The sequence below is a fragment of the Ignavibacteria bacterium genome (genome assembly GCA_025612375.1).
Taxonomy (GTDB): domain Bacteria; phylum Bacteroidota; class Ignavibacteria; order Ignavibacteriales; family SURF-24; genus JAAXKN01.
In genome coordinates this window covers 67,639-93,743 of sequence record JAAXKN010000008.1, presented here as the reverse complement: position 1 = coordinate 93,743, position 26,105 = coordinate 67,639, and the positions used below count along the sequence as shown (strand labels likewise).

Genomic DNA, 26,105 nt, shown 5'->3' with positions numbered 1-26,105 from the left:
TCTGCTGCCAGACTTCAGATGCAAGACTACAGATAGCTTATCGTCCAGTTTCCCGGTGCCCAGAGAACAACAGGATATCCCAGAGTTATAAAAAGCCCGTCACCCGGGGCAGCCAGAACGCTTTTGAAAGAATACGTTGAGGTTGAAGCGCCCCCGAAATCCAGAGGTATCAGCTGGTAATTTGAATCGAAAATGGACACACCCGTGCCGCAGGTTCCGGCAAATCTTTTCCCGTCATTTGAGAATGTAACAGTAAGTGCTGCATTACTGCCGGAAGAAATGCTTCTGAGCTTATTGCCCGTAGAAGTCTCAAACTGGTAGTAGTTCATTCCTGCCGCGGCGGCAATTATCTGACCGTCGGGGCTGAATGTAAGACACTTTACGTTACTTTCACCCGTAGAAAATGTCCTTACGGCCGTCCAGTCGGAAGTATTCCAGAGGATAACCATTCCGTCGGCGCTCCCGCTGGCCATGAGCAAACCGTCGGGACTGAAGCAAAGCGCGTTAACGTTGCTTGAATGCCGGCTCAGAGTATATGAAAGGGTCCAGGAGCTTGTGTTATATATCAGAATATCACGGCTCAGTAATGCCACGGCCAGGAATTTTCCATCCGGACTGAAGCCGATTGACGTAATTCCGCCCGTAATTCCTTTTATTGAATTATGAAGTGTCTTGGAGTTCATGTCGTAGATATAGACGGTGTAGTCATCAGGGCTGCCGCAGGCAAGCAGTTTGTCGTTGGGACTGAAGGACATCGTTTTTATAGGTTTCCCAGTATAGCTGATAAAATTATCGACTGTATACTGCGGCGCTTTCCAGAAAACGATCTGACCGGATTTATTGTTGTAATATGTGGCCAGAAAATTCTGGTTGTGTGAGAAAACCCCGGTGTTATAGGTTGAGCTTGAAATCGGTTTCATTCTTAATGCGCCTTTAAGCGGTGCCTGCAGCATTGCAACTCTGGAATATTTGCTTTCTGAGATGTCTGAAAACCTCTTTACCCTGTAGGAGTAGTTTTTAGTCGTGTCGAGTCCGGAATCGACGTACTCAGTTGAAAATGCCGGCAGATCGGCAATCTTTTCAAACGATCCGCCATTGATGGATCTTTCCACAATGCATCCCTTTTCATAAGTCCATACAGAGCCCCATTCCAGGACCACTTCCGTAGAGCTGCGGAGAGAGGCCATAAGAGCAGAAGGTACAGGCACAGGATAAGAAGCCAAGAGTGGATCGCTGGCGTTATTAAATTCAGGCGGAGTAATTTCAGTGCAGCCCGAGACTGCAAAGGTCAAAATTAAAACTGCTGCAGTAAAAAAATGTTTTCTTTCCATAGTTGTTTTTTCAGCTTATATAAAAATCTTTTTTTAATGTTAAAGCGCCATGCTCAGGCCGATATTAAACAAATTTCCCTGGGGTTTTTCCTGTGTTATTATCAAGCGCTGCCCACTGGAATGAAAAATGAGTGCATCGAGAACGTTATACGCATATACGGCAATAAAAGCGCCCATTGTAATATTTTTCATGTTGTTTGACTTTTTTACGGCATCGTAAGTGCTTAAGAGCCTGTAATGAGCATCAGCGGTTTTTGCCGTGGAATTTGACTTTGAATATTCATCCCTGGTGTCATTATACTCTTTCAGCTTTTTCGAATTGGAAAGCTCTGAACTGAGCCACAGCATACCGGAAAGGAGTGTTCCGGAAAAGACTGAAATTCCCTTAAGCTTTGCGTTATCCTTATACTGCCCTAATCCCGGCAGTAAAAGCGATCTGAAGAATGCTTTTAATGAAAAATAGCCGGATTCAATTTTCACGTTGTTTCTTGTCTCGCTGCCGACAAGAAAATCTTCTTCTGCGGGAATCCTGAAGGAGGAGTGGTTAACTTCAATTTTGTGCTCACCCATTCCGAGCTTATAATTGTTAAGCTCTGAGGCGTCCACTTTCTTGCCGTCAATAGATACCTGAGCTCCCTCCAGGCTTTTGTCCAGCGACAGGTACCCATACATATAATTCATGACTGCCTTGAAATTGTACTGTGTGGGGGAAGCATTTATCTCCGCGGTCCAGTCGAAATAATCTTTTGTTTTAGCCCGAATAGCATGCCTGCCCAAGGGAATGCGCACGTTCAAGAGGGGTGCCGTGCCGAGGAGTGAGTCCCCCAGGAAAATTTCGGCACCCGAGACTGATGATTCCAGGTTTAATAGGGCATATTTCCCGCTGAGGACGCTGAACACCTCTTTGTAGCCCAAAGCGGGGCATTCCACTTTCTGTGTAAAAGTGCTAAACGGCTCTTTTTTGATCCGGACTTCATATGTACCAGGCGCAAGCCCCTTGACGCTTAAGGGTGTAAGGCCGTATAACTTGCCGTCGACATAAACCTCTGCATCAGCAGGATCGGAATCAACTATCAGTTTAACTTCTGAAGACTTGTCTTCGGTTATTAAGTCCTGCGCATAAGCAGGGACTAGGGATAAAATAGAAATGATAAAAAGAAGCGCTCTCATAAATGGACCCGGATTTTAGTTTTTTTTTAATTCGGACATCTTTCTGAAAAACAGAAGAACAAAAAAAAGGCCTCTGCGGGGCGTAAAAAGCAGACGCGTAAATATATCAGATTTTCCGGATGCTTCCAATATTATTGTCCGGTAAAAACATTGCAGATGGAATTTTATGCAGTCAGAGCGCCGATGCCCTGCCGGCAATAAAGCCGGTGGACCAGGCCCACTGGAAGTTGTAGCCCCCGATAAAGCCGTCGACGTCCAGTATCTCGCCTGCAAGATAGAGCCCATTCTGAATGCGCGACTCCATAGTCTGAAACCGCACTTCCTCAAGCGGGACGCCGCCTGCAGTTACCTCCGCCTGCTTAAAGCCCTTGACGCCGGTAAATTTCAGTTCGTATGCTGTAAATGTATTGCTGAGTTTCCTGATCTCTTCTTTTGTTAAAGAGTAGAATCTTTTGTCCAGCGGGATTTTTGACATGCCAAATAAAACATTACAGAGGTTTACAGGGAGCATTTCCCTGAAAACGTTGAGGACGGATTTTTCAGAATTCTGCCTGATCTGGTTTTTCAGAATGGCGCTAAGGCTTTCTTCATTATAAGTGGGAATAAAATTAAGCTTCAGCTTTATGTTTTCATTCTGAAGCCTTACAACCTCCCGGCTGATGTTTAAGGCCGCGGGACCGCTTATGCCGAAGTGAGTAATAAGAAGCGAGTTTTCAACTTCCATGTGCTTCTTTTCATTCAGCGTAAGCGTCAGACGTGCAGGAATTGTAATGCCCGAAAGAGAGGTAAGCGCGGGCTCATTTAGAAGAACAGGAGTAAGTGCCGGCATGGGTTCTTTTACCGTGTGGCCGAATTTCTTTACGAGCCTGTAGCCCGTTCCGTCACTTCCTGTTGAAGGATATGATTTCCCTCCTGTAGTTACTATTACCTTCTCAGCCTCAAACTGACCTTTCCTTGTTGAGAGAATAAAACTTGTCCCGTTAAAATCAATGTCTTCAACTTTGGATGAAAGGTAAATTTTAACGTTTTGTTCACCTGCTTTTCTTAAGAGCGCATTCAGGACTGAAGCGGCACTGTCATCCTCAGGAAAATATTTTCCTCCCTGCTCCAGTTTCAGTCCTACTCCAAGCCGCCTGAAGAAAGCAAGGGCATCCTTATCGCTGAAGGCCCTCAAGACATTCTTTATAAAATTTCTGCTTCCGCCGAAAAAGTTTTCGGGCCTTACAGATTCATTTGTAACGTTGCAGCGTGAACCGCCCGACATAAGGATTTTGGTTCCGCACCTCGGGTTTCCTTCTAGAATGGCTGCACTCTTCATACCGGCCCCGGAGGCAGAAATTGCCGCCATAAGTCCTGCTGCCCCGCCGCCTACTATCACTAATTTATATTTTTCCATTTTTAAAAATTCTTTTTTACAGAAGCCGCACAATTCAAATAAGTTATAAAAATAATTTGATTAAATTATCAATTTATCGTAAGATTTACATTAAATATTCTTTAACAAATTTTATTAAGTAAGATGAAACAGATCAACGGCCTTCAGGTCTTTGAAGACGGCCATAAGAATAACAAACCCGTAATATTTATTCACGGCTTCCCTTTTGACCATACGATGTGGCAAAACCAGGTTGAATTCCTGAAACAGAACTATTACTGCATAACTTACGACGTGCGCGGACTTGGGAAAAGTGAAGCGGGCGACGGACAGTACACAATTGAAAGCTTTACAGACGACATGTTCCAGATAATTGATGAGCTGAAGCTGATGAAACCGGTCATTTGCGGGCTTTCAATGGGAGGCTACATTGCCTTAAGGGCCGTGGAACGAGATCAGGAACGCTTCAGCGGACTGGTGCTTATGAATACAAAAGCCGCAGCTGATGACAACGAAGGAAAGCTTAAACGTGCCGAAGGGATTAAAAAAATCAATGCGCAGGGAATTGAAAAGTTTATCCGGGGCTTCGTGCCCAACTGCTTTAGCGACATGGCGCTTAGCGAAATGAAAGATATGTATGAGGACACGCTTAATAAATCAATAAGATCAAACCCCACGGGTGTAAAAGGCTGCCTGCTTGCAATGGCAGGAAGGACAGATATGGATCTTTTCTTAGAGAAAATTAAAATCCCAACGCTTGTCCTTTGCGGATCGCTGGACAAACTAATTCCCCCTCCCGTAATGCGTGCAATGGCAGAAAAAATCAAGGATTCGGAATTTGCCGCAACACCAAGAGCCGGGCACCTGACGCCCCTTGAAAATGCGGAATTTGTTAACGACGTCTTAGCGGGATTTTTAAGCAGAAGGATCAAATAGGTTCGACGTTCAACGTTCGACGTTATTAAAGGATATTGGCGGCACAAGTGCAGCCATTTATTAGAACATATTAGTCTAATCCTTTGATATATCTTTTCCTGACGTTGAACGTTGAACGTTTTAGTGGAACACGACGCTGTAATCCGTGAGGTGACCTTCTTTGTAGCTGAATTTTGCACTGAAGAACCTGCCCTCAAGCATCCACCCGATGAAGGTTTTATCCCCTTCCCAGAGGTTCAGATTAAAAAGCTCATTGTCGGGAATCCATTTCAGGACGCCTTCGTTTGAATCTATCAAATCCCCTTCAAAACTGTCTGTACTGTAGACAAAAACGTACCAGTCTTCAACTCCGTCAAAGAGAGGGAATGTTATAAATCCGTGCAGCCTGGGGGAATTGATCTTAAGACCCGACTCCTCCTGAACCTCACGAATGACGCATTCCTCGGGGGTTTCTCCTTTTTCAAGCTTGCCGCCCAGGCCGTTCCATTTGCCTTCATGCATGTCGTTTTTTTTCTTGATCCTGTGCAGCATCAGTGTGCTGCCGTTACGCTTAACGTAACACAAAGTAGCAAGTTTCATCTTTCACCGGTTTTGCTGAAGGGATAATGCCTTATCCCCTTTTTAACAATTTTCTTACCTGGTCAGGTCGTTACCCAGATACTTACCTTCCTTCAGGTAATTAATTACGTAATCCTTAACCCCGTCTTCAAGCGAAGTCAGAGGCTTATTATAGCCTGCTTCAGTTATTTTACTGAGATTAGCCTCTGTAAAATACTGATATTTATTTCTTAAGACTTCCGGCATATCGATGTATTCAATCTCGGGCTTCATATTAAGCGCGCTGAAGATGGCGTTGACAAGGTCATTCCATGTTCTTGCCCCGCCTGAACCAACGTTATAAATTCCGTTTTTGTCCCTGTTCTCAAGGAAGAAAAGCGTCATGTCAACAACGTCCTTAACATAAACAAAGTCGCGCATCTGTTCGCCGTCTTTGTACTTTTCATTGTATGATTTGAACAGTTTTACTTTTCCGGTTTGGAGTATCTGCCCGTAAGCCTTATGTATAACGCTTCTCATATCGGCTTTATGGTATTCATTGGGGCCGTAGACGTTAAAGAACTTCATGCCCGCTATTTTGTCCAGCACCTTCATCCTCTTTGCCCAGAGGTCGAACATGTGCTTGGAGTATCCGTACATATTAAGCGGCTCGAGCCTTTCAAGTTCATTTTCATTATCGTTATAGCCGTGGCTTCCCTCGCCATATGTTGCGGCAGATGAGGCATAAATAAATCTTGCCTTACGGGGAAGTGAGTACTTCACCAGTTCAGTAGTATATCTGTAGTTATTTTCCAGGAGGTAATCGGCATCTTTTTCCGTAGTGGAACTGCACGCCCCCATGTGTATAATAGCTTCTATATTAAAGGGAACGTTTTCCTCCATTACCCTGTGCAGGAAATCATTTTTATTAAAAAAATCGCGGTACTTTAAGCCCACAAGGTTCTTCCACTTCTCCCCTGTTCCAAGGGAGTCCACAATAATTATATCTTCATTACCCATCTGGTTCAGGCGCCATACGATTGCGCTTCCGATAAAGCCGGCACCGCCCGTTACAACTATCATAATAATCTCTCCGACGTTAAAATTCCGGATAATCTTTTCCGGAACACAATTGAACTTCCTGCCGGCCTTGTATATACCGGCTATTCCAAAATTCTGGTTTTTAATTGAGGTCTAATTTAACTATATTATTACACCTTTTCAAAAAAGATATATATTTTCACATTTAATTTAAGAAAGATAAATAAGAGCCTGATGCCTAATAATTTCAAGTATATTTCAGAACTGCTTAAGAAAAGAATACTTGTACTGGACGGGGCAATGGGAACAATGATCCAGCGTCATAAACTGGAAGAATCTGACTTCAGAGGAGAAAGATTTAAGGACCATCCCCACGACCTGAAAGGAAACAATGACCTGCTCTGTCTCACACAGCCTGAAATAATAAAAAATATACACAGGGCCTACTTTGAAGCAGGTTCCGATATTGTTGAGACCAATACATTTAACAGCACTTCAATTTCGCAAAGCGATTACAAAACAGAACACCTGGTCTATGAACTGAACTACGCCGCGGCCAGGCTGGCCAGGGAAGCAGCAGATGAATTTACACGGAAGGACCCTTCCAAGCCGAGATTTGTTGCAGGTTCCATGGGACCGACAAACAAGACAGCCTCGCTTTCTCCCGACGTGAACGACCCGGGCTACCGCGCAACTTCATTCGATGATCTGGCAAATGCGTATCTGGAGCAGGTAAAAGCCCTTTCTGAGGGAGGCGTTGACATACTGCTTATTGAAACCATCTTCGACACACTCAACTGCAAGGCTGCAATTTACGCCGTCGAGGAACACAGAAGACAGTCCGGACGGGAGCTGCCCGTAATGATCTCAGGCACTATAGTCGATCAGAGCGGCAGGACGCTTTCGGGCCAGACTACAGAAGCATTCTGGATATCGGTTTCACATACAAAAAATCTTCTCAGCGTGGGGCTTAACTGCGCACTCGGATCAAAACAGATGCGCCCCTTTATTAAAGAGCTTTCACGTATTGCAAGCTGCTTTATCAGCCTTTACCCTAATGCGGGGCTCCCGAACGAGTTCGGCGGATACGACGAAACTGGGCGCGACATGGCTTCCGTTCTGGAAGATTACGCAAAGGAAGGCTTCATAAATATTGTAGGCGGCTGCTGCGGCACTACGCCGGATCACATCGGGGCGATTTCAGAGGCGGTTGTAAAATTAAAACCGCGCGGAATACCGCAGACTGAACCGTATTTAAGACTGAGCGGACTGGAGCCCCTGGTAGTAAGGCCCGAGAGCAACTTTGTGAATGTAGGCGAAAGGACAAACGTTACAGGAAGCAAGAAATTTGCCCGCCTTATTCTTTCCGATGACTATGAAGCGGCACTCGCCGTTGCACGCCAGCAGGTTGAAGGCGGAGCTCAGGTGTTAGACGTTAATATGGACGAAGGGCTTCTGGATTCTGAAAAGGCAATGGTAAAGTTTCTTAACCTCTTGGGAAGCGAGCCCGACATTGCAAAACTTCCCATTATGATCGACTCCTCAAGGTGGTCGGTAATTGAAGCGGGACTTAAGTGCGTCCAGGGAAAATGCATCGTTAACTCCATCAGCATGAAAGAGGGCGAGGAAAAGTTCAAAGAGCATGCCCGCAAGGTCCTTCAGTACGGCGCGGCGGCTGTTGTAATGGCTTTTGACGAAAAGGGGCAGGCCGACACGCTTGAACGCAAGATTGAAGTCTGCACGAGGGCTTATAAAATTCTTACCGAAGAGGTAGGCTTCCCGCCGCAGGATATTATATTTGATCCGAACATACTCACCATTGCAACAGGAATTGAAGAGCACAATAACTATGCGGTTAATTTCATTGATGCCGTGCGATACATCAAGCAGCATCTGCCCATGGCCAAGGTAAGCGGAGGTGTAAGCAACCTTTCGTTCTCATTCCGCGGCAACGACCGTGTGAGAGAAGCCATGCATTCGGCATTCCTCTTCCATGCCATTAAAGCCGGCCTGGATATGGGAATAGTAAATGCCGGACAGCTTGAAGTATACGAGGAAATTCCAAAGGACCTGCTGGAACTGGTTGAAGACGTGATCTTAAACCGCAGGCCTGATGCAACAGAAAGACTGGTTTCATTTGCCGAACAGATCAAGCAGAAGGACAAATCGGAAGTAAAGGAAGAAGCCTGGAGGGAAAGCCCGGTTGAAGAAAGGCTGAAGCACGCTCTGATAAAAGGCATAGTTGACTATATTGAACAGGACACAGAAGAAGCCAGGAAAAAATTTACGAGCCCGCTTGAAGTTATTGAAGGCCCGCTCATGGCGGGAATGAACGTCGTTGGCGACCTGTTCGGCTCAGGCAAGATGTTTCTGCCGCAGGTAGTAAAAAGCGCACGCGTAATGAAAAAGTCGGTTGCATACCTGATCCCTTATATTGAAGCTGAAAAGGCTAAAAATCCGGGTTCCAGAGCGGCCGGGAAAGTCCTCATGGCAACCGTTAAAGGCGACGTGCACGACATTGGGAAAAATATTGTAGGCGTTGTGCTTGGGTGCAATAATTACGAGATAATTGATATGGGCGTAATGGTGCCCACGGCAAAGATTCTTGAGGCTGCAATTGCTGAAAAAGCAGATATTATAGGCCTGAGCGGACTTATTACGCCCTCTTTGGACGAGATGACGGAAGTGGCAAAGGAAATGGAACGCCAGAAAATGAAGCTCCCCCTTTTAATTGGCGGTGCCACAACCTCCAGAATTCATACGGCAGTTAAAATTGCACCTAACTATTCGGGCGCGGTTATTCACGTTCTGGATGCCTCCAGAAGCGTTCCTGTTGTAAACAGCCTTCTTAACCCTGAGGCATGCGGCTCCTACGTGGAAAAGGTAAAAAAGGAATATGAGCTTTTAAGAGAAGACCACCAGAAAAGACAGGAAGCTAAAAACTATATTTCGATTGGTGAGGCACGGGAAAACCGACTTAAATCCGACTGGCAGAAAATTCCTGTCAGGAAACCGAAGTACCCGGGAATTACTGTCCTTGAAGATTACAGCATCAGGGAGCTCAGAAATTATATAGACTGGACGCCTTTCTTCTCGGTCTGGGAATTAAAAGGAAAGTATCCTGCAATATTTGACAACCCCGACTACGGCGCTGAGGCGAAAAAACTCTTTGAAGACGCCAATAACCTCCTGGACAAAATTGTCGAACGGAATCTTCTTAAGGCACAGGGTGTATTCGGAATCTTCCCTGCCAACAGCTTAGGAGACGACATTGAAGTCTACTCTGACGAAAGCCGCTCGGGCGTACTTGCAGTTTTCCATACACTGCGCCAGCAGGGGCTTAAGACAGGCAGCTATCCTAATCTTGCACTGTCTGACTATATTGCACCTAAGGATTCCGGCGTTAAAGATTATATAGGATCATTTGCCGTTACGGCCGGAGTTGGAATTGAATCTATAATTGAGAAATTCCAGCATGAGCACGACGATTACAGCATTATACTCGTTAAGGCTCTGGCCGACCGTCTGGCTGAAGCCTTTGCCGAACACCTGCATGAACTGGTAAGGAAAAAATACTGGGGTTATGCCTCGGGTGAGGCTCTCAGTAACGAAGACTTGATAAAAGAAAAGTACACCGGAATCAGGCCCGCACCGGGTTATCCGGCACAGCCCGACCACACTGAAAAAAGAACTCTTTTTGACCTTCTTCAGGCTGAGGCAAGTACCTCTATACGCCTTACTGAAAATATGGCAATGTATCCTGCTGCTTCTGTAAGCGGACTCTACTTTGCACATCCCGGGGCAAAATACTTTAACGTGGGCAAGATCTCGCGCGACCAGGTACTGGATTACCACAAGCGAAAGGGTATGAGCCTGCAGGAAACAGAAAAGTGGCTTTCACCCATTCTTAATTACAACGGAAGCGCCGGTCAGTAAGAAGCTGGTAGTATGTAGTAGACAGTAAGAGGCCCTTTGAAAAAAGGGCCTCTTTTTTATTAAGCCGAATTAAGGAGCACCTCTTTCTGCAGAAGCCCTTCCTTTAGTATATTCAAAACCGCATTTTCTTCTGTGCTTAGGGCAAACCGGGAACTCTCCACATTTTTAGAGGCGCTTTCCATATGCTCAAAAAGACTGTTATCCATATATGCGGAAATTATTTCGGGATGGATATAATACTTTCTGCAGACCGAGGGCGTATTGTTCAGGGCTCTGGAGACCTTCTTAATTGCAAGGACAATGTTTTTCTGTTTATCTTTTTCGTCTTCAGCCATGCCCAGGTCGTATAATTCTTTTGCGGCACGCACCGTGCCGCCCCAGGTCCTGAAGTCCTTGGCCGTAAAATCCTGTTCAATAATTTCCTTCAAATAGCTGTTCACGTCGGCCGAATCAACCGTCTGGCGGTTTCCCTCTTCATCCAGGTACTGGAAAAGGTGCTGCCCGGGGAGTTCCTGGCACTGTTTAATAAGTTTTGCCAGGCGCTTGTTTTCAATATCCACATCCCACTGTTTTCCGCTTTTACCCTTAAAGATGAATCTGACCTTTGAGCCATCTGTTTCCATGTGTTTATTTCGCAGGGTTGTAAGCCCGTAGGAGTCGTTCTGCTTTGCGTACTCGTGGTTTCCTATACGGATTAAGGTTTCCTCAAGGAGCCTTACCAGTATGGCCATAACCTTTTCTCTTGGAAGGCCATGCTTTCTTAAGTCCTCATCGACTCTTGCGCGTATAAGAGGAAGTGTTTCCCCGAATCTTATCATTAGGTTGAATTTATTTGTATTGCGTATATCCTCCCATCCGGCGTGATAGATGTACTGCTTGCGTCCTTTCTGATCGCGCCCGGTAGCCTGTATATGCCCGTTTGAATAGGGACAGATCCAGACATTCGTCCACGCTGGAGGGATTACGAGGGCTTCAATTCTGATGACGTGTTTTGGATCAGTTAGTTTGTTATCGTTTTTTTCCAGGTATATGAAGCCTTTACCCTGCCCCTTCCGGCTGAAGCCGGGGTCCTCGTCCGAAACATAGCGCAGTCCTGCAGCTTCAGCCACCTCCTCCGGTTCAGTTACAATAAGAGCTTCGAGCTTTTCATTTATAATTGCATCGAGTGCGTTTTCATTTTTCATAAGGTCCGTCTCTTTTTTTCAAATTGGCATATATATTATAACGTCTCATATGGGTAATTAGGTTTCCAGTGGCGAAATTTGCGGGCTTTTAGCCCCCGATATTCCGTCCCCGGGAATCTGAATCGCGGCTATTGAATCTGTGGAGTATGTACCTTATATTAAATTCACAACCGCCTTAATAACTGAAAAAAGGGATAGATTTATGACTAAAACACAAATCTGGGTCGCAGCTTTCCTGGGTCTTTTTATTATTCTTTTTGGCATATCCCGCATTTCAAATAATAATGAGCCTGCAAGTTCAGCAAGTATGAATGGACAGATGGAAAGCCTTCAGCCCGCGGACAAGGAAGTCAGTGTCACGACTCTCATCAAAAACAACGGCTGCACAAGCTGTCACGGAAGCGACCTGAAAGGGACAAATCTTGCTCCTTCACTTGTAAACGTAAAAGAGAACTGGAAGCGTGACGAGCTGATTGCTTACCTGAGGAATCCTTCGTCATTCATGGATTCTGAACGGTTTGCCCGCTTCAGGCAGCAGTATTCTTCCGTTGTAATGCCGCCATTTAACAACCTGGACATTAAGGATCTGGGGAAAATTGCGGACTACCTGATGAAACTTTAATACTATAGAAGCCTTCAGGCTTTGATTAGAATAAAAGGCAAAAGTAAAATTTATGCGGTTTAGCCGGAGGTCGGTTTATCCTCTTCTTCCTGGCCGCAATCTCTTACCTTTGCCTTACTATTTCTCTTATCTTGAATGCCTTATGCAACTGTTATTTCCTTTGCCAGATAAACATCCTGTATAAGATTCAGCAGCTGCACTCCCTCTTTCATCGGGCGCTGGAACGCCTTGCGTCCTGAGATAAGCCCCATTCCGCCGGCACGCTTATTAATGACAGCCGTTCTTGCGGCCTCACCGAAATCGTTTTTCCCCGAGGCACCGCCGGAGTTTATAAGTCCTGCCCGCCCCATATAGTTATTGATTACCTGATAGCGTGTCATATCAATTGGGTTCTCAGTAGCAAGATCCGTATACATTTTTTCGTCAAACTTTCCGAATTTGAGCGCCTTGAAGCCGCCGTTATTTTCAGGCAGTTTCTGTTTTATTATATCTGCTTCAATTGTAACGCCCAGGTGATTTGCCTGTCCTGTAAGGTCGGCTGCCAGCGAGTAATCCTTGTCGGTCTTAAAGCCTGAATTTCTTAAGTAGCACCAGAGAACTGTTCCCAGGCCAAGCTCATGAGCGTAGCGGAAGGCCTCACTTACCTCTATTAACTGGCGCGCGCTTTCCTCACTTCCGAAATAAATTGTAGCTCCCACGGCGGCAGCACCCATATCGTAAGCCTGTGCAACGCTTCCGAACATGATCTGGTCATATTTATTCGGATATGTAAGGAGTTCATTGTGATTTAATTTTACGATAAAAGGAATCTTGTGGGCATATTTTCTTGACATCATACCCAGCACACCGAGCGTTGAAGCTACAGCGTTGCATCCCCCTTCCATGGCCAGTTTAATAATGTTCTCCGGGTCAAAATATTCAGGATTCGGCGCAAAGGATGCCCCTGCCGAGTGCTCGATCCCCTGATCTACAGGGAGTATAGACATATAGCCTGTTCCTGAGAGGCGTCCTGTCATAAAGATCCACTGCAGGTTTTTAAGCACATTAATGTTGCGGTCTGAATGATAATATATTCTGTCCACAAAATCGGGACCGGGCAGGTGAAGGCTTTCTTTCGGGAATTTTGCCTTATAAGAAAGCAGCTCATCTGCTTCTTCACCCAGGTACTTCCGGATCTGATCGATCATCTTAATTCCTCCTTTATTAATATCTGAAAGGCCTTTTGATTAAGATATACCTTTTATATTTAATATCAAGCTTCAAGCGGGGCTTTGCGGGTGGTTTCTGAAGTGCAAAAAAAGAGGGTGAAGTTTTTAAGGCTCCACCCTGCAAAAGTAAAGGTTAAAAGTTAAGGTCAGCCGGCTCTCCCAGCAAAGTCCTGGCCTGAGTTATATTGTTTTTGACCTGCTGCGACCAATCCTGCGCCCACTGTATGTTTTCATCACTAGAGTGGACTTCATGGGCAATACCTATTTTTGTCCTGTACTGGTACTGCTGAAAAGCCTTTTTGCATGCAATGGCCAGGTTTTTCTGCTCATACTTTCTGGCGGCCTGAATAACCGCCTGGCGCCAGTCGTCCGAAAAATCTACAGGCACCTTTTCGCCGGCATTTTTCAAAATTGCAATTGCCTGTTCAAGCTCATTATTTGAGTCGCTCAGTTCCCTCTCATAAAGCCTGAAGTATTCAAGAATTCTTCCTTCCTCGAATGTCTTTATGAAGTTTTCAATTGCCCCAAGGTCATGCGCGTGCAAAGGAGGCCTGGGATCGGGTTTTTGGAGCCTGCGCGGGCGGTGCTGCTTTTTCTCCTTTTCAGAGTTACTTTTTCTCCAGATGCCAAGGTAATACTCCTCTTTCTCACCTCTTATATCCGGAAGCATCATAAGAGAGCCCGTTGCCATGCGGTTATCATAAAATTCGTACCATGGGGGGATGTCATCGTTTGCATTCAGGCTTTCTTTTATCTCATTATAGCCCATCCACATATAATCCAGCTCAAAATCGCGGAAATTATCACTAAGTATATATTCATAATACAGGCCGAAATCCTCTTCAGAGATTGGCTCTATAAAGGGGCAGTTCTCGATGTTTTTCTCCCAGTATTCAAAGTCCAGTGTTATCTCTATACCTTTGATCTTTATCAGTTCGGCTCTCCACTGGCATTCTATGTTGAAAAGTTTCTTTCTCTGAATTTCCCACAAGCGTTCCTCAGCTTCCATCTGGCGCCTGAGGAATGCGTTTTCCTCATTTTCCTTCAGCATCTCTCCGTAGGTAAGGTAACGGGTTTTCTTCAGGGCATAGGTATCAATGAAGGAATCTATGCTGGACGGGTTATACCGGCCGAAGAACTCCCTGTAGGCCGGATTACTTTTCAGGTCCTTCTTAATCTCACTGATCATTGCCCCGAACTTTTTTTCCTTCTCAATATTCTCCAGTATAAATTCAGGTATATTGTCTTCAGACAGGTTTTTATTATTGCTTTTCATAAGGTCTTTAATTGCGTTTTGATTCACAGCCTGCATCCTTTTTTAATGAGAAATATTATTTTCAGAAACCATAACCAGGATAGAAGCATTATGAATACCGGTTATTATTCCGCTTTTCCCCCTTCCGGAGGTGCGGCCCTTTTAATAAGTTATAACATGAAAGAGAATAAGTCAATCTTTTCTTACAAAAAGACTTCTAAAAAGTCTACTTTTTTTGTAAGAAGTTATCCTACAAAAATTATATTAAATTTGTGAAACCCTTACAATCCCATTATATTTACCATATGAAGAACTACAGATTAGTATACTCGACAGACCCTGAGGTCAATAAAAAATGTCCCCGATGCAAGGAGCTTTTGTCTGAATGCACGTGTCCGAAAGAAGAAGACGCAAGAGTTATGAAATTTACGCCCGTCCTGAGGATTGAAAAGTCGGGCAGGCACGGCAAAACCGTAACTGTCATAGACAAGCTTCCATTAAATGAAGGTTACCTGAAGGATCTTACAAGCGAACTTAAGAAAAAGTGCGGTTCCGGGGGGACATATAAAACCCAGGAAGGACGCGGTATAATTGAGATACAGGGAGAAAAGAGGGACCTGGTGCGCACTTACTTTGAAAAGCAGGGTATAAAAGTAAAAGGTTAAAACCGGCAGATTTACCGGTCTTAACCTTTTTAATTCCATACTACTTGATATAAGCCATTTTCCTGATCATATTGACGCCGGAGCCCTGAGGCGTAATACAGTTTACCCTGTAGAGATAAATGCCTGAGGCTACCTGTCTTCCGGATTCATTCTGGCCATCCCACATTACATCGTGATAACCCGCAGGAAGCTGGTCAAACCTGTAGCTGCGTACCCTCTGGCCCTGAAGGTTTGTAATTAACAGCTCTGCACGTGAAGGTTCCTTTGCAAAAAACCTTATTTTTGTCATTCCGTTAAACGGGTTCGGATAATTCTGATAGAGCTCAAAATGATCCGGCTGCTCAGTGTTATCAGTAAGAGATGAGGTTGCGGCACTGGTAATCTTAAATGTCTGATTATCAATATCACCCTTGTCGTCTACAACTGCAATCGAAATACTGTCTACATCCGGAGCATCAGTGGGCGGAGTTCCGGCAAACGTGCCGTTTTCGGGATCGAATGTCATCCAGTCAGGCAAATGGTCTATCCTGTAGTGTACGCGTGCGTCTGTTCTGCTTGTTATTCCGGGCACATAAGTAAAAATCTTTCCGGGAGTGTAGTTAGCTGCCGGTCTGCTCACAATCCTGATATCCCCGGCGCCATCGATTACATTTACTTCCCATCTGATTGAGGCGGTATCCTGTGAATTGTAAGCAAAGGCTTTTATTACATTAAGTCCCTTTATGTGGTCACAAGCGTTAAACCTCAGTACCCTTTCGCCCGAGGCCTGCACGGTATCATTTACCGTCCAGTAATAAGAAAGATTCTGCTTATTTCCATCCACAGCAAAGGCGCTGAAATATGTTCTGCCTCTCTTCTGCAGCTCCATTTTCCTGTAATTAAAAGGCATAAACTTCTTCAGCCGCGTCTCCGCCTTTGCAGCATAAGGGAACCAGGAGACAAATTCAGGAGGGAAAGAGTTTTTAAGAAAATGCTCCAGTACATTTCTAGTCACAATGGAAACCTTTGTCGAATGGGATTGAAGCCCCCAGGCCCACCTGACTGTTGCGGCATTAAAGACATATCCGGCGTTGGGGTTCTTATCCTTGTTATACTTAAAAATTCCCATTGTAGCCCACTCTTCCGGCATATTGGCCGAAGCGTGGTTTGCGGGTGAAATTCCCAGTAATTTGAAGTTCAGCGGGGTTTTGTCGCTTCCCGTAACAACAGGCATACCGTTTCTGTAGGTAAATAACGCGGCATCTGTTTCATAGCCTACAATAGAGGAATCGGCATAGTATCCAAGCGTGTCACCTTCAGAGAGATCTGTATTATCATAGACCCAGTGCTGTGAGTTTCTGACAATGTAGCCTCCGAAGCCATCCTTCCACGGCAGACATGTGCCATAGTTTGTCTGGCCGCCATTTTCATAGCTTGTCCCGAGGAAAGGGTTTTCTCTGTCGATTGTGTACCATTCCTGTGTCCCTTTTTCCGTATTGAAAAACGGGTCAGACGGTTCATGCTTATAGCAGACAAATGTATGATAATTATTTTCATACCTTATCTGCCACCAGCAGGTATTTCCGCTCAGGCACATAAAGTGGCCGCCGTTATTCAGGAATGCCACAACATTATCCCTCATTTTACGGCTCCAGTATTCACTGTGACCTGTCAGAAGAAGAACCTTGTGTTTGCTGATATATAAGGAATCGCGGTCGAGGTCCGTGTCCGAAACAACATCCACGTCGTAGCCTTCCTCTTCGAGCCATTTAATCAGTTTTGAATCGTAAGCAGCAAAACTGCCGCGGTTCACATTAGTATGATTGTTTAAGTTAAAAGGTCTGAAAAAGGAGAGTTTTACCGAGTAGTTAAACCAGATACCAGGCCCGCCCTCGCTGCTGTATCCGGCATATGCGCTTTTTCCGCCAAACATATTATATGCCTGGTAGGTATTTGTGGCGCAAACTACAACGAGCCTGTTTGTTGTTTCTTTATCCTTGACGAAGAAAAGGACCGGATTTATGGTATCGCTAAGTGTCGGAAATTCTGCCAGGTAGGCCCCCGGCTTCCAGTCTTTCTGAATGACAATTTGTGCCGTTTCGGGCCATTTGCACCCGTTCAGGTATACAGCATCTTCTTCTTTTACCTGCCTGAGGCCCCCTTTTACATTCGGAATTGTGGCAACAAGTTCTTTTTCTTTGCCATACCTGTAAATTTTCAGGTCATATTCAGCGGCATGAGATGAAATATAAAATTTAAGTGTATCCCCTTTATAAGCGCTTAGATCGGAAGCATAGCCTCCTTCAAGAAAACCACAGCCAAAGCCGGGTCCATCAGTTATATTCAGACCCCCTTCTCCATTTTGCGCATGAATAGAAGAAGACAGTACTGCTATTGAGAATATAACAGCAATAAGACGGTAGATTTTTTGCATTTCCCCCCTGCAAGAATTATCTAGATTTATTTGATATAACTATATCCGGGCACAAGTAAGATTAAGAGCAACCAAAAGAACAAAGCAGGCCATATCGAATGAAAACCTTACTGTAAATCATCGGTGAGCAACAGCAAATACTTTAGCATAAAATCAGGGCACTTTTTTCTCCCCAAATCTAATTTGTGCAAAATCATTTTGCAAGCAAAAACTACCCGGGGGAAATATTATTTTATGTTTATAAGATTTATTAGGATATGAACACTTTAATTTTAATTAATAAAAGTTTAATAATTCCTGTTTCATAAATTTTTCAGGATTTATTCTTTTAATTTCTTATTTTCATCTTATACATTCACCATCCAGAGCGCTAAAATGAAAGCTGTTAAGTCCCTTGGGCATAAGGAATTAAAACCTGAAGAACTCAAACTCAGATGCAGCCCCGAAGTGTTTAACTTCGATTCCACGGGAGAGATTGCACCAATAAATGAAATTATCGGGCAGGAAAGGGCCTTAAAAGCCCTGAAGATCGGCGTGGAGCTGTGGAGTCCGGGCTACAATATATTTATTACAGGTCTCTCCGGAACCGGCAAGGCCACTACGGTAAAACAGATGCTGGAGACCATCAGGCCCAAATGCCCGGTCCTTAACGATTACGCCTACGTCAACAATTTTGAGGACCAGGACAATCCCATTCTTCTTATATTCCCGGCAGGTGAAGCTCAGAAGTTCAAGCACGACATCTCCTCTACAATTCAATACCTGCAGAACAAGATCCCGCAGGCACTTGAAGCTGAATCCTATAAAGTTGAAAGAAAGAAGATCCTTTCTGAGTTCAGCAGCCAGGAACAGGTTTTAATGAATTCCTTTGAGGAGAAACTGAAGAAGGAAAATTTTTCCTTAGGACAGGTAAAAGTCGGTGAGGCCTCGCGTCCCGAGGTGCTTCCCTTAGTAGAAAACCAGCCCATTTTCATTCAGCAGTTAGAAGAGCAGGTCCGCAAAGGCAAGATAAATAAAGAAAAGGCCATTGAAATTTCCACCAAATACGCCATGTACCAGGAAGAGCTTCAAAGCGTATTTAAAAAAGGGCTTAAGCTCAGCCAGGATTACCAGGAGAAGCTCCAGCATCTGGAAAAAGAAACCGTCAACGTTATTGTAAAAGGCGCCATCAGTAATATTAAGGACAAATACAGGGGCGAGAAAGTCGGCTGGTACCTGGACGCGGTGGAGGAAAACATACTCAACTCGCTTGACGTATTCAAGGGTGTCCGCCCGAAGACAGAGGAAACCGAAGAAGGGATTGTTATAGATTACTATAAGGAGTATGAGGTAAATATAATACTGGACAATACTCATACTAATGAATGCCCTATTGTTATTGAGACCACCCCTTCCTACAACAACCTTTTCGGCACTATTGAGAAGTTCAGCGACGGGCACGGCGGCTGGTATGCAGATTTTACAAAGATCAAGGCAGGATCTTACCTTAAGGCCAACGGCGGCTATTTGGTCTTAAATGCCATGGATGCATTTCAGGAGCCGGGAGTCTGGAAGACATTAAAGCGCGTTTTAATGTACGGAAAGCTGGAAATACAGGATTTCTTCAGCAACTACCAGTTCTCGCCAACGGTCTTAAAACCGGAGCCTATTGAATGCAACACAAAAGTAATTTTCATCGGCAACCAGTACATGTATTCCATGCTGGCGGCATATGAGGACGATTTTAAGAAGATCTTTAAGATCAAGGCCGACTTCGATTATGAGATGAAGAGAACTGACCATAACTTAAATGAATATGCGGGAGTTATTAAAAAGCTCATCGAGCACGAAAAGCTCATGGAGTTCGACAAGTCTGCCATTGGAGCCGTTATTGAATACAGTTCGCGCTACGCCGGGCAGAAGGAAAAGCTGACGACAAGGTTTTCCTTTATTGCCGACCTTTTAAGAGAATCAAATTTCTGGGCTAAAGATAATGGCGAGTCTATAGTATGTGCATATCACGTCCATCAGGCATATAGTAACAGCCGCGAGCGCCACGCACTTTATGAAGCGAAGATCTCTGAGATGATTGAAGAAGGAAGCATCTTAATTGATACCGACGGCCAAAAAACGGGCCAGATTAACGGGCTTGCTGTCTACGGGTCAGATTATTTTTCCTTCGGCAAACCGACCAGAATTACGGCTTCTGTTTCACTTGGAACCGGGAGCCTCATTAACGTCGAACGCGAGGCGGGCCTTAGCGGCAACACTCATAATAAAGGCGTACTTATAATTTCAGGATATTTCAGGGAGACTTTCGGCCAGAGGATACCGCTTTCTTTCTCGGCAAGCCTCGTCTTTGAGCAGGGTTACGGTATGATAGACGGCGACAGCGCCTCGGCTGCCGAGGTCTGCGCGCTCATGTCAACTTTTTCAGAGCTCCCTGTTAAGCAGTCCTTTGCAATAACAGGATCTGTAGATCAGAAAGGGAACATTCAGCCCATAGGCGGCATTAACGAGAAAATTGAAGGATTTTTTGACGTCTGCAAAAGGCGCGGCTTAAGTAAACATCAGGGCGTAATTATCCCCATACAGAACGTAAAGGACCTGATGTTAAGAGATGATGTAATCGATGCGGTAAAAAATAAGACTTTTCACGTTTACGCCATCTCCAGAATAGAAGAAGCCCTTGAGATTCTGACGGGCGTAAAGGCCGGGAAGCTGAATAAAAATGGACATTTTGAACAGAATACCGTATTCGGACTGGTGGAAAAGAAGCTTAAGGAAATGTACGCCAAAATTAAACCCGCAGCTAAGAAAAACGGAACCAACGGAGTAATGAAACAAAACGGACAGACGGAGGGGAAAAAGGATCCCGCCATTGTACCGGCCAGGACAAAAAAGAAAAAATAATCTTTAAGACCTGCTCCCTTAACGCCGGAGTTTAGAGATTGAGAAAGGCACCCGTTACCGGAACTACTGTTCCTTTACGGGTGTTTTCTTTTTTAAACCGCATAATCTTCCCCTAAAAATGACTACTATTAAATGGGATTTATTATCATTCAATTATTTTGCAATTTTTGGTTAGTAAAACATATTTAAACTTAAATTATCATAATGGAAACGAAAGAAAAATATAAATTAGCCCAATGGTGGGAAAAGACTGAGGACGGGAAAGTTCTCTGCACTTTGTGCCCGCGTTACTGCAAGCTTGGCGAGGGGCAGGCAGGTTTCTGCTTTATAAGGCAGAACATCGGAGGAGAGCTTTATTCCTTAGGCTACGGAAGGCCGACAGGATTCGGACTTGACCCGATAGAGAAAAAGCCGTTAAACCACTTTCTGCCCGGGACTTCCATTTTAAGTTTCGGCACGGCAGGCTGCAACCTTGGGTGCAAATTCTGCCAGAACTGGTCAATCAGCAAGGCAAGGCTTGACGATGAGAATTCATTCGAGGCCTCACCGGAAAAAGTTGTGGAGCTGGCAAAACAGTACGGCGCTCCTTCAATTGCTTATACTTATAACGACCCGACAATCTTCGGTGAGTACGTAATAGACATTTCAAAGATTGCGCGTGAGGAGGGGCTGAAATCCGTAATGGTTACGGCAGGTTATATTGACAAAGAAGCCCGTAAGGACGTCTATAAATATATTGATGCTGCAAACGTGGACTTAAAAGGTTTTACTGAGGACTTTTACCATAAGGTCACTTACTCACACCTGAACCCGGTACTGGATACTCTGGTCTGGCTTAAAAACGAGACTGACATATGGTTTGAGATCACAACGCTTCTTATTCCGGGAGAAAATGATTCCGAGGAAGAGCTTAAGAAAATGACGGGCTGGGTTGTAGAAAACCTTGGAGACTCGGTGCCGCACCACTTTACAGCTTTTCATCCTGATTTCAGGATGACGGATAAAAGCCGCACGCCATCATCCACACTTGATATGGCAAGAAGGATTGCCAATGAGGCCGGAATAAAATACTGCTATGTGGGCAACGTTCACAATACCGAAGGACAGACCACGTACTGCCCCAGCTGTCACACACCTCTTATTAAGCGTGACTGGCACAGCGTAATTTCAAACAGGCTTCAGGAGGGCAAATGCTATTTATGCGGCAGCCCGGTTGCAGGAGTATTTTCAATTAAAAATTAAAAATGAAAAATTAAAAAGTATAAGAAAAAGCCCGGAAGCCCAATAGATATCCGGACGTAGAAAAATGGCCTCATATCAAAGTTATTCAGAATTCCGGAGGAATGACTTGTCTGTAGAAATACGGATATCCACCCCCACCCATAGAGTTCCGGAGGAACGACTTGTAAATAGGGTATTGCCGTGTTCACCGGTCATACAAGTCGCTCTTCCGGAGCTCTGAAGAGGATATAGAGCATCGCTTTTTCTACAGATCGGCCGCGGCCGACTCCTCCGGAGCTCTCTATGAGTCAATTTGAAGCTTCAGTCCATAGTAGGACGGGTTCGAAGTTCGAGGTTAAACGAAAAGTAAATTATGAAAAAGCCCGGAATTGTGTTCCGGGCTTTTTTTTTGTGTGAAATGCTGCTCTATCTTAGTACCTGTAATACTCAGGCTTATAAGGGCCTTCAACCTTGACACCGATGTAGTCGGCCTGATCCTGATTTAAGGTATCAAGCTCGACACCGATCTGATCCAGGTGCAGACGTGCCACTTTCTCATCCAAATGCTTTGGAAGCATGTAGACCCTGTTTTCGTACTTCTCTGAATTCATCCAGAGCTCGATCTGTGCCAGGCACTGATTGGTAAAAGAGTTGCTCATTACAAACGATGGGTGGCCTGTAGCGCATCCAAGGTTTACAAGACGTCCTTCAGCCAGAACAATAATTTCCTTGCCGTCAATTGTGTACTTATCCACCTGAGGCTTTATGGTGTCTTTTGTCTGTCCGTAGTTCTTATTTAACCATGCCATATCGATCTCTGTGTCAAAGTGACCAATGTTGCAGACCACGGTCTTATCTTTCATTAAGCGGAAGTGCTCTTCCCTTACGATTGACTTATTACCCGTGCATGTAACAACAATGTTTGCCCTCGGAATGGCGTTCATCATCTTCTTAACCTCATAGCCGTCCATTGCAGCCTGAAGGGCGCATATGGGGTCTATTTCAGTTACAATTACGCGAACTCCTGCACTCCTAAGACTCTGAGCCGATCCCTTACCAACGTCACCATAGCCCGCCACAACGGCAACTTTTCCTGCCATCATGAGGTCTGTTGCACGCCTGATGGCATCAACCAGGCTTTCACGGCATCCGTACTTGTTGTCGAACTTGCTCTTTGTTACTGAATCATTGACATTGATTGCAGGAATTGGAAGCGTTCCTTTTTCAACTCTGTCATAGAGTCTGTGGACACCTGTTGTGGTTTCTTCAGACAGGCCCTTAATACCTTTAACGAGCTCCGGGTACTTGTCCAAGACCATATTTGTAAGGTCGCCACCGTCATCTAAGATCATGTTCAAGGGTTTTCTGTCCTCACCAAAGAAGAGTGTCTGCTCTATGCACCAGTCAAACTCCTCCGAGGTCTCCCCTTTCCATGCATAGACCGGTATACCGGCCTTGGCTATGGCTGCTGCCGCATGGTCCTGTGTGGAGAAGATGTTGCACGATGACCATGTGACCTCGGCTCCAAGTTCAACCAGTGTCTCAATTAAGACCGCCGTCTGGATTGTCATGTGCAGGCATCCGGCTATTCTTGCACCCTTCAGGGGTTTACTCGGGCCGTATTCACGCCTTAAGGCCATAAGGCCCGGCATCTCGGCCTCAGCTAAGAGGATTTCTTTTCTTCCCCATTCGGCAAGAGTGATATCCTTCACCTTGTATTTTACGTAATCTTTTTCTACTACTTCGTCCATTTCACACCTTTATTTCTTTATTTTTTTAGTAGATATTTACTTCTTTAAGACTATTACTTCTTTTTAGCTGCCTTAGCCTTAGCTGGAGCCTTAGCCTTTACCGGAGCCTTAGCCTTTACCGGAGCCTTAGCCTTTACCGGAGCCTTAACAGACTTGACTTCAGGAGTCTTCTCGGCTGCAGCTTTTACTGCTGAGGCCTTAACTGCAGGAGCTTTCACCTTTACTGCCTTGGGAACGTATTTCTTGAATACGGGTACTAAGTCCAGCTTCTCCCATGTGAAGTCCTTGTCATTCCTACCAAAGTGACCGTAAGCGCTGGTCTTCTGATAAATGGGTCTGCGGAGTTTCAGGCGTTCAATGATACCCTTAGGAGTAAGGTCAACTTCCTTCATTATTATCTTTGAAATCTCCTTGTCAGAAATGACACCCGTGCCGTTTGTCTCAATGAGTATTGAAACCGGTTTGGCTACGCCTATTGCGTAAGCCACCTGGACCAGGCACTCTTTGGCAAGCCCTGAAGCCACAACGTTCTTTGCAATGTGGCGGGCTGCATAGGTTGCGCTTCTATCAACCTTCGAGGGGTCTTTTCCACTGAATGCGCCGCCGCCGTGAGGTGCCCAGCCGCCATATGTGTCAACAATGATCTTGCGTCCTGTAAGGCCTGAGTCTCCGTGGGGGCCGCCAATTTCAAAGCGTCCTGTAGGATTAACAAAGTACTTTGTCTTATTGTCCAGGAACTTTGCAGGGATTACTTTCTTTATTACCTCTTCAATGACGTCTTCTTTGATTGTCTTCTGTGAGACGTCGCCGTCGTGCTGGGTAGAGATTACAACAGCATCCACTCTTAAGGGGTTGTTGTTGTCGTCATATTCAATTGTAACCTGGCTTTTGGCATCAGGCCTCAGGTATGGCATAAGCCCGTTATTCTTCTTTCTGATCTCGGCAAGCTTCAAAACGAGCTTATGAGCATAAACAATCGGCATAGGCATAAGTTCCTCAGTCTGGTCGCATGCATAGCCGAACATAATGCCCTGGTCGCCTGCTCCACCTTTATCGACACCCATTGCGATGTCGGGTGACTGTGAGTGTATGGCGTTAAGGACTGAACAGGATTCACTGTCAAACTTATAGTCTGCACTTGTGTAGCCTATCTTCTCAACAGTTTTCCTTACCACGTCCTGTATATCTACATAGGCTTTAGTTGTTATCTCGCCGCCTACTAAGACAAGTCCCGTTGTAACGAAAGTCTCGCAGGCTACTCTTGCATTTGGATCAGTTTTGTAAATGGCATCTAATACTCCGTCCGAAATAGCATCGGCTACTTTATCCGGATGCCCTTCTGATACGGATTCAGATGTGAAAAAATATGACATTTTCTTCTACCTTTGTTTATGATTGAAAGTAACTGTTAATAAATTTTATTTTGCCTCATTCCAAAGAGGCCCTGTTTTTATTAGAAGAATTCTATTTCTGAAGAATCCCCGGCATTCAGTCTCTTAAAATTTCCTTTTACCTGAGTTGAATTGCCTATAAGCGAGTGATCGAGTATTGCACATTTTACTGTAGCGCCGGAACCCACAATGGAGTTTTTAATTATGCTGTCTACAATAGTGCATCCTTCTGAAATAGTTGCATACGGGCCGATAACGCAGTTTTTAACCACGGCTCCCGGGGCAATAAAGACCGGCTCGTTTATAACAACAGACTTAATATCGTGTCTGACTGCATCCCTTTCCAGAATGAACTGGTTTGTAGAAAGCAGCGTCTCCGGTTTTCCGCAGTCGTACCATCCTTCAACAGGAAAAGTAGTAATATTCTCGCCCGACTCTATCATTATCTGAAGAGCGTCAGTAAGCTGGAGCTCTCCTTTGGTTCTTATATCGCGCCTAATCAGCTCATTTAATGAATTAACCAGCTTTTCAGCGTCAGAGATATAATAAAGCCCCACAAGAGCAAGCTTAGAAACGAGTGTCTTCGGCTTTTCAACAAGCCTTACGATCTTTCCATTTTCACATACTGCAACGCCGAAACGGCCCGGGTCTTCCACAGTCTTAACGCCAAGAGCGGTCTGTTTGTTCCTTAAGACATCCTTCAGGTCGACGTCAAAAATGGTATCGCCCAGGATTATAAATATCTCTTTTTCATCGAAAGTAGGAACAGCCATGTGAATTGCATGGCCTAAACCCAGCATCTCTTTCTGCTCAACAAAGTCGGCCTGCAGTTCCGGGTAGTTATCCGTAACATAATCTTTAATCATCTCCCCCAGATGGCCTATAACAAACGTGGCTTTGGTAATATTCTCGCTTAATATCTTGTCAATTATGTGACCTATTATCGGCTTGCCTCCCACGTTCAGTAACACTTTGGGTATTGAATACGTGTGAGGTTTTAATCTGCTGCCGAAACCCGCAACCGGAATAATCGCCCGCATAATTCTCCTTGCAACAACTTTGTTTTTAGCACCTAAAACTAATAAAAAAGGCCGCTAATATCAAACCACTAAAAGAGATAAAATAGTGCCCTTTTCTTTGAAACCGTGAGCTTTGAGAACAATCAGATGAAATGTAA

General features: G+C 44.9%; 18 protein-coding genes. 6 read left to right on the top strand and 12 right to left on the bottom strand.

The features are described 5' to 3' along the window. Positions 1-26: 26 nt before the first annotated feature. The 3 genes from HF312_07855 to HF312_07845 form a co-directional block, all read right to left on the bottom strand. On the bottom strand, positions 27-1,331 hold the full coding sequence (locus HF312_07855; protein ID MCU7520120.1) for a hypothetical protein: 1,305 nt from the start codon (positions 1,329-1,331) through the stop codon (positions 27-29). Positions 1,332-1,370: 39 nt separating this feature from the next. After that, the gene (locus tag HF312_07850; GenBank protein MCU7520119.1) at positions 1,371-2,501 is read right to left on the bottom strand and encodes a PEGA domain-containing protein; all 1,131 of its coding nucleotides are present in this window, start codon (positions 2,499-2,501) and stop codon (positions 1,371-1,373) included. A gap of 172 nt (positions 2,502-2,673) precedes the next feature. Then, a complete protein-coding gene (locus HF312_07845) occupies positions 2,674-3,897 on the bottom strand; it encodes an NAD(P)/FAD-dependent oxidoreductase (GenBank protein MCU7520118.1) in 1,224 nt (407 codons plus the stop codon). 123 nt (positions 3,898-4,020) lie between these two features. Between HF312_07845 and HF312_07840 the strand changes: the two genes are divergently transcribed. Continuing rightward, positions 4,021-4,812, top strand: a complete 792-nt coding sequence (locus HF312_07840; protein MCU7520117.1) for an alpha/beta fold hydrolase — start codon at positions 4,021-4,023, stop codon at positions 4,810-4,812. A 120-nt stretch (positions 4,813-4,932) separates the two neighbouring features. Here HF312_07840 and HF312_07835 read toward each other — a convergent pair whose 3' ends face one another. Next, the gene (locus tag HF312_07835) at positions 4,933-5,391 is read right to left on the bottom strand and encodes an 8-oxo-dGTP diphosphatase (protein ID MCU7520116.1); all 459 of its coding nucleotides are present in this window, start codon (positions 5,389-5,391) and stop codon (positions 4,933-4,935) included. Positions 5,392-5,445: 54 nt separating this feature from the next. After that, positions 5,446-6,432, bottom strand: coding sequence for an ADP-glyceromanno-heptose 6-epimerase (gene rfaD, locus HF312_07830; protein MCU7520115.1), 987 nt, complete (start codon positions 6,430-6,432; stop codon positions 5,446-5,448). Positions 6,433-6,624: 192 nt separating this feature from the next. On the opposite strand from rfaD, the gene metH reads away from it, so the two are divergent. Further along, entirely contained in the window at positions 6,625-10,326 is a 3,702-nt protein-coding gene (gene metH / locus HF312_07825) for a methionine synthase (GenBank protein MCU7520114.1), read from the top strand. A 59-nt stretch (positions 10,327-10,385) separates the two neighbouring features. Here metH and HF312_07820 read toward each other — a convergent pair whose 3' ends face one another. Continuing rightward, positions 10,386-11,510: a DNA topoisomerase IB gene (locus HF312_07820; GenBank protein MCU7520113.1), complete on the bottom strand. Its 1,125-nt coding sequence runs from the start codon at positions 11,508-11,510 to the stop codon at positions 10,386-10,388. Between the two features lie 202 nt (positions 11,511-11,712). On the opposite strand from HF312_07820, the gene HF312_07815 reads away from it, so the two are divergent. Then, a complete protein-coding gene (locus HF312_07815) occupies positions 11,713-12,132 on the top strand; it encodes a cytochrome c (protein ID MCU7520112.1) in 420 nt (139 codons plus the stop codon). A 140-nt stretch (positions 12,133-12,272) separates the two neighbouring features. On the opposite strand, the gene HF312_07810 is transcribed toward HF312_07815, so the two are convergent. Together HF312_07810 and HF312_07805 are read right to left on the bottom strand one after the other, a co-directional pair. Beyond that, entirely contained in the window at positions 12,273-13,319 is a 1,047-nt protein-coding gene (locus HF312_07810; protein ID MCU7520111.1) for a class I fructose-bisphosphate aldolase, read from the bottom strand. Between the two features lie 154 nt (positions 13,320-13,473). Then, on the bottom strand, positions 13,474-14,643 hold the full coding sequence (locus HF312_07805) for a hypothetical protein (protein MCU7520110.1): 1,170 nt from the start codon (positions 14,641-14,643) through the stop codon (positions 13,474-13,476). A 257-nt stretch (positions 14,644-14,900) separates the two neighbouring features. On the opposite strand from HF312_07805, the gene HF312_07800 reads away from it, so the two are divergent. Further along, the gene (locus HF312_07800) at positions 14,901-15,260 is read left to right on the top strand and encodes a translation initiation factor (protein MCU7520109.1); all 360 of its coding nucleotides are present in this window, start codon (positions 14,901-14,903) and stop codon (positions 15,258-15,260) included. Between the two features lie 40 nt (positions 15,261-15,300). Here the strand turns inward: HF312_07800 and HF312_07795 are convergent, their stop codons facing one another. After that, positions 15,301-17,673, bottom strand: coding sequence for a hypothetical protein (locus HF312_07795; GenBank protein ID MCU7520108.1), 2,373 nt, complete (start codon positions 17,671-17,673; stop codon positions 15,301-15,303). Between the two features lie 375 nt (positions 17,674-18,048). On the opposite strand from HF312_07795, the gene HF312_07790 reads away from it, so the two are divergent. Together HF312_07790 and amrS are read left to right on the top strand one after the other, a co-directional pair. After that, positions 18,049-20,565 (top strand): AAA family ATPase, encoded by a 2,517-nt coding sequence (locus tag HF312_07790; protein MCU7520107.1) that lies wholly within the window; start codon positions 18,049-18,051, stop codon positions 20,563-20,565. Between the two features lie 204 nt (positions 20,566-20,769). Further along, the gene (gene amrS / locus HF312_07785) at positions 20,770-21,807 is read left to right on the top strand and encodes an AmmeMemoRadiSam system radical SAM enzyme (protein ID MCU7520106.1); all 1,038 of its coding nucleotides are present in this window, start codon (positions 20,770-20,772) and stop codon (positions 21,805-21,807) included. Positions 21,808-22,217: 410 nt separating this feature from the next. On the opposite strand, the gene HF312_07780 is transcribed toward amrS, so the two are convergent. From HF312_07780 to HF312_07770, 3 genes are all read right to left on the bottom strand, one after another. Further along, positions 22,218-23,537 (bottom strand): adenosylhomocysteinase, encoded by a 1,320-nt coding sequence (locus tag HF312_07780; protein ID MCU7520105.1) that lies wholly within the window; start codon positions 23,535-23,537, stop codon positions 22,218-22,220. A gap of 53 nt (positions 23,538-23,590) precedes the next feature. Next, the gene (locus HF312_07775; GenBank protein MCU7520104.1) at positions 23,591-24,910 is read right to left on the bottom strand and encodes a methionine adenosyltransferase; all 1,320 of its coding nucleotides are present in this window, start codon (positions 24,908-24,910) and stop codon (positions 23,591-23,593) included. 80 nt (positions 24,911-24,990) lie between these two features. After that, on the bottom strand, positions 24,991-25,968 hold the full coding sequence (locus HF312_07770) for an NTP transferase domain-containing protein (protein MCU7520103.1): 978 nt from the start codon (positions 25,966-25,968) through the stop codon (positions 24,991-24,993). Between the last annotated feature and the right edge of the window lie 137 nt (positions 25,969-26,105).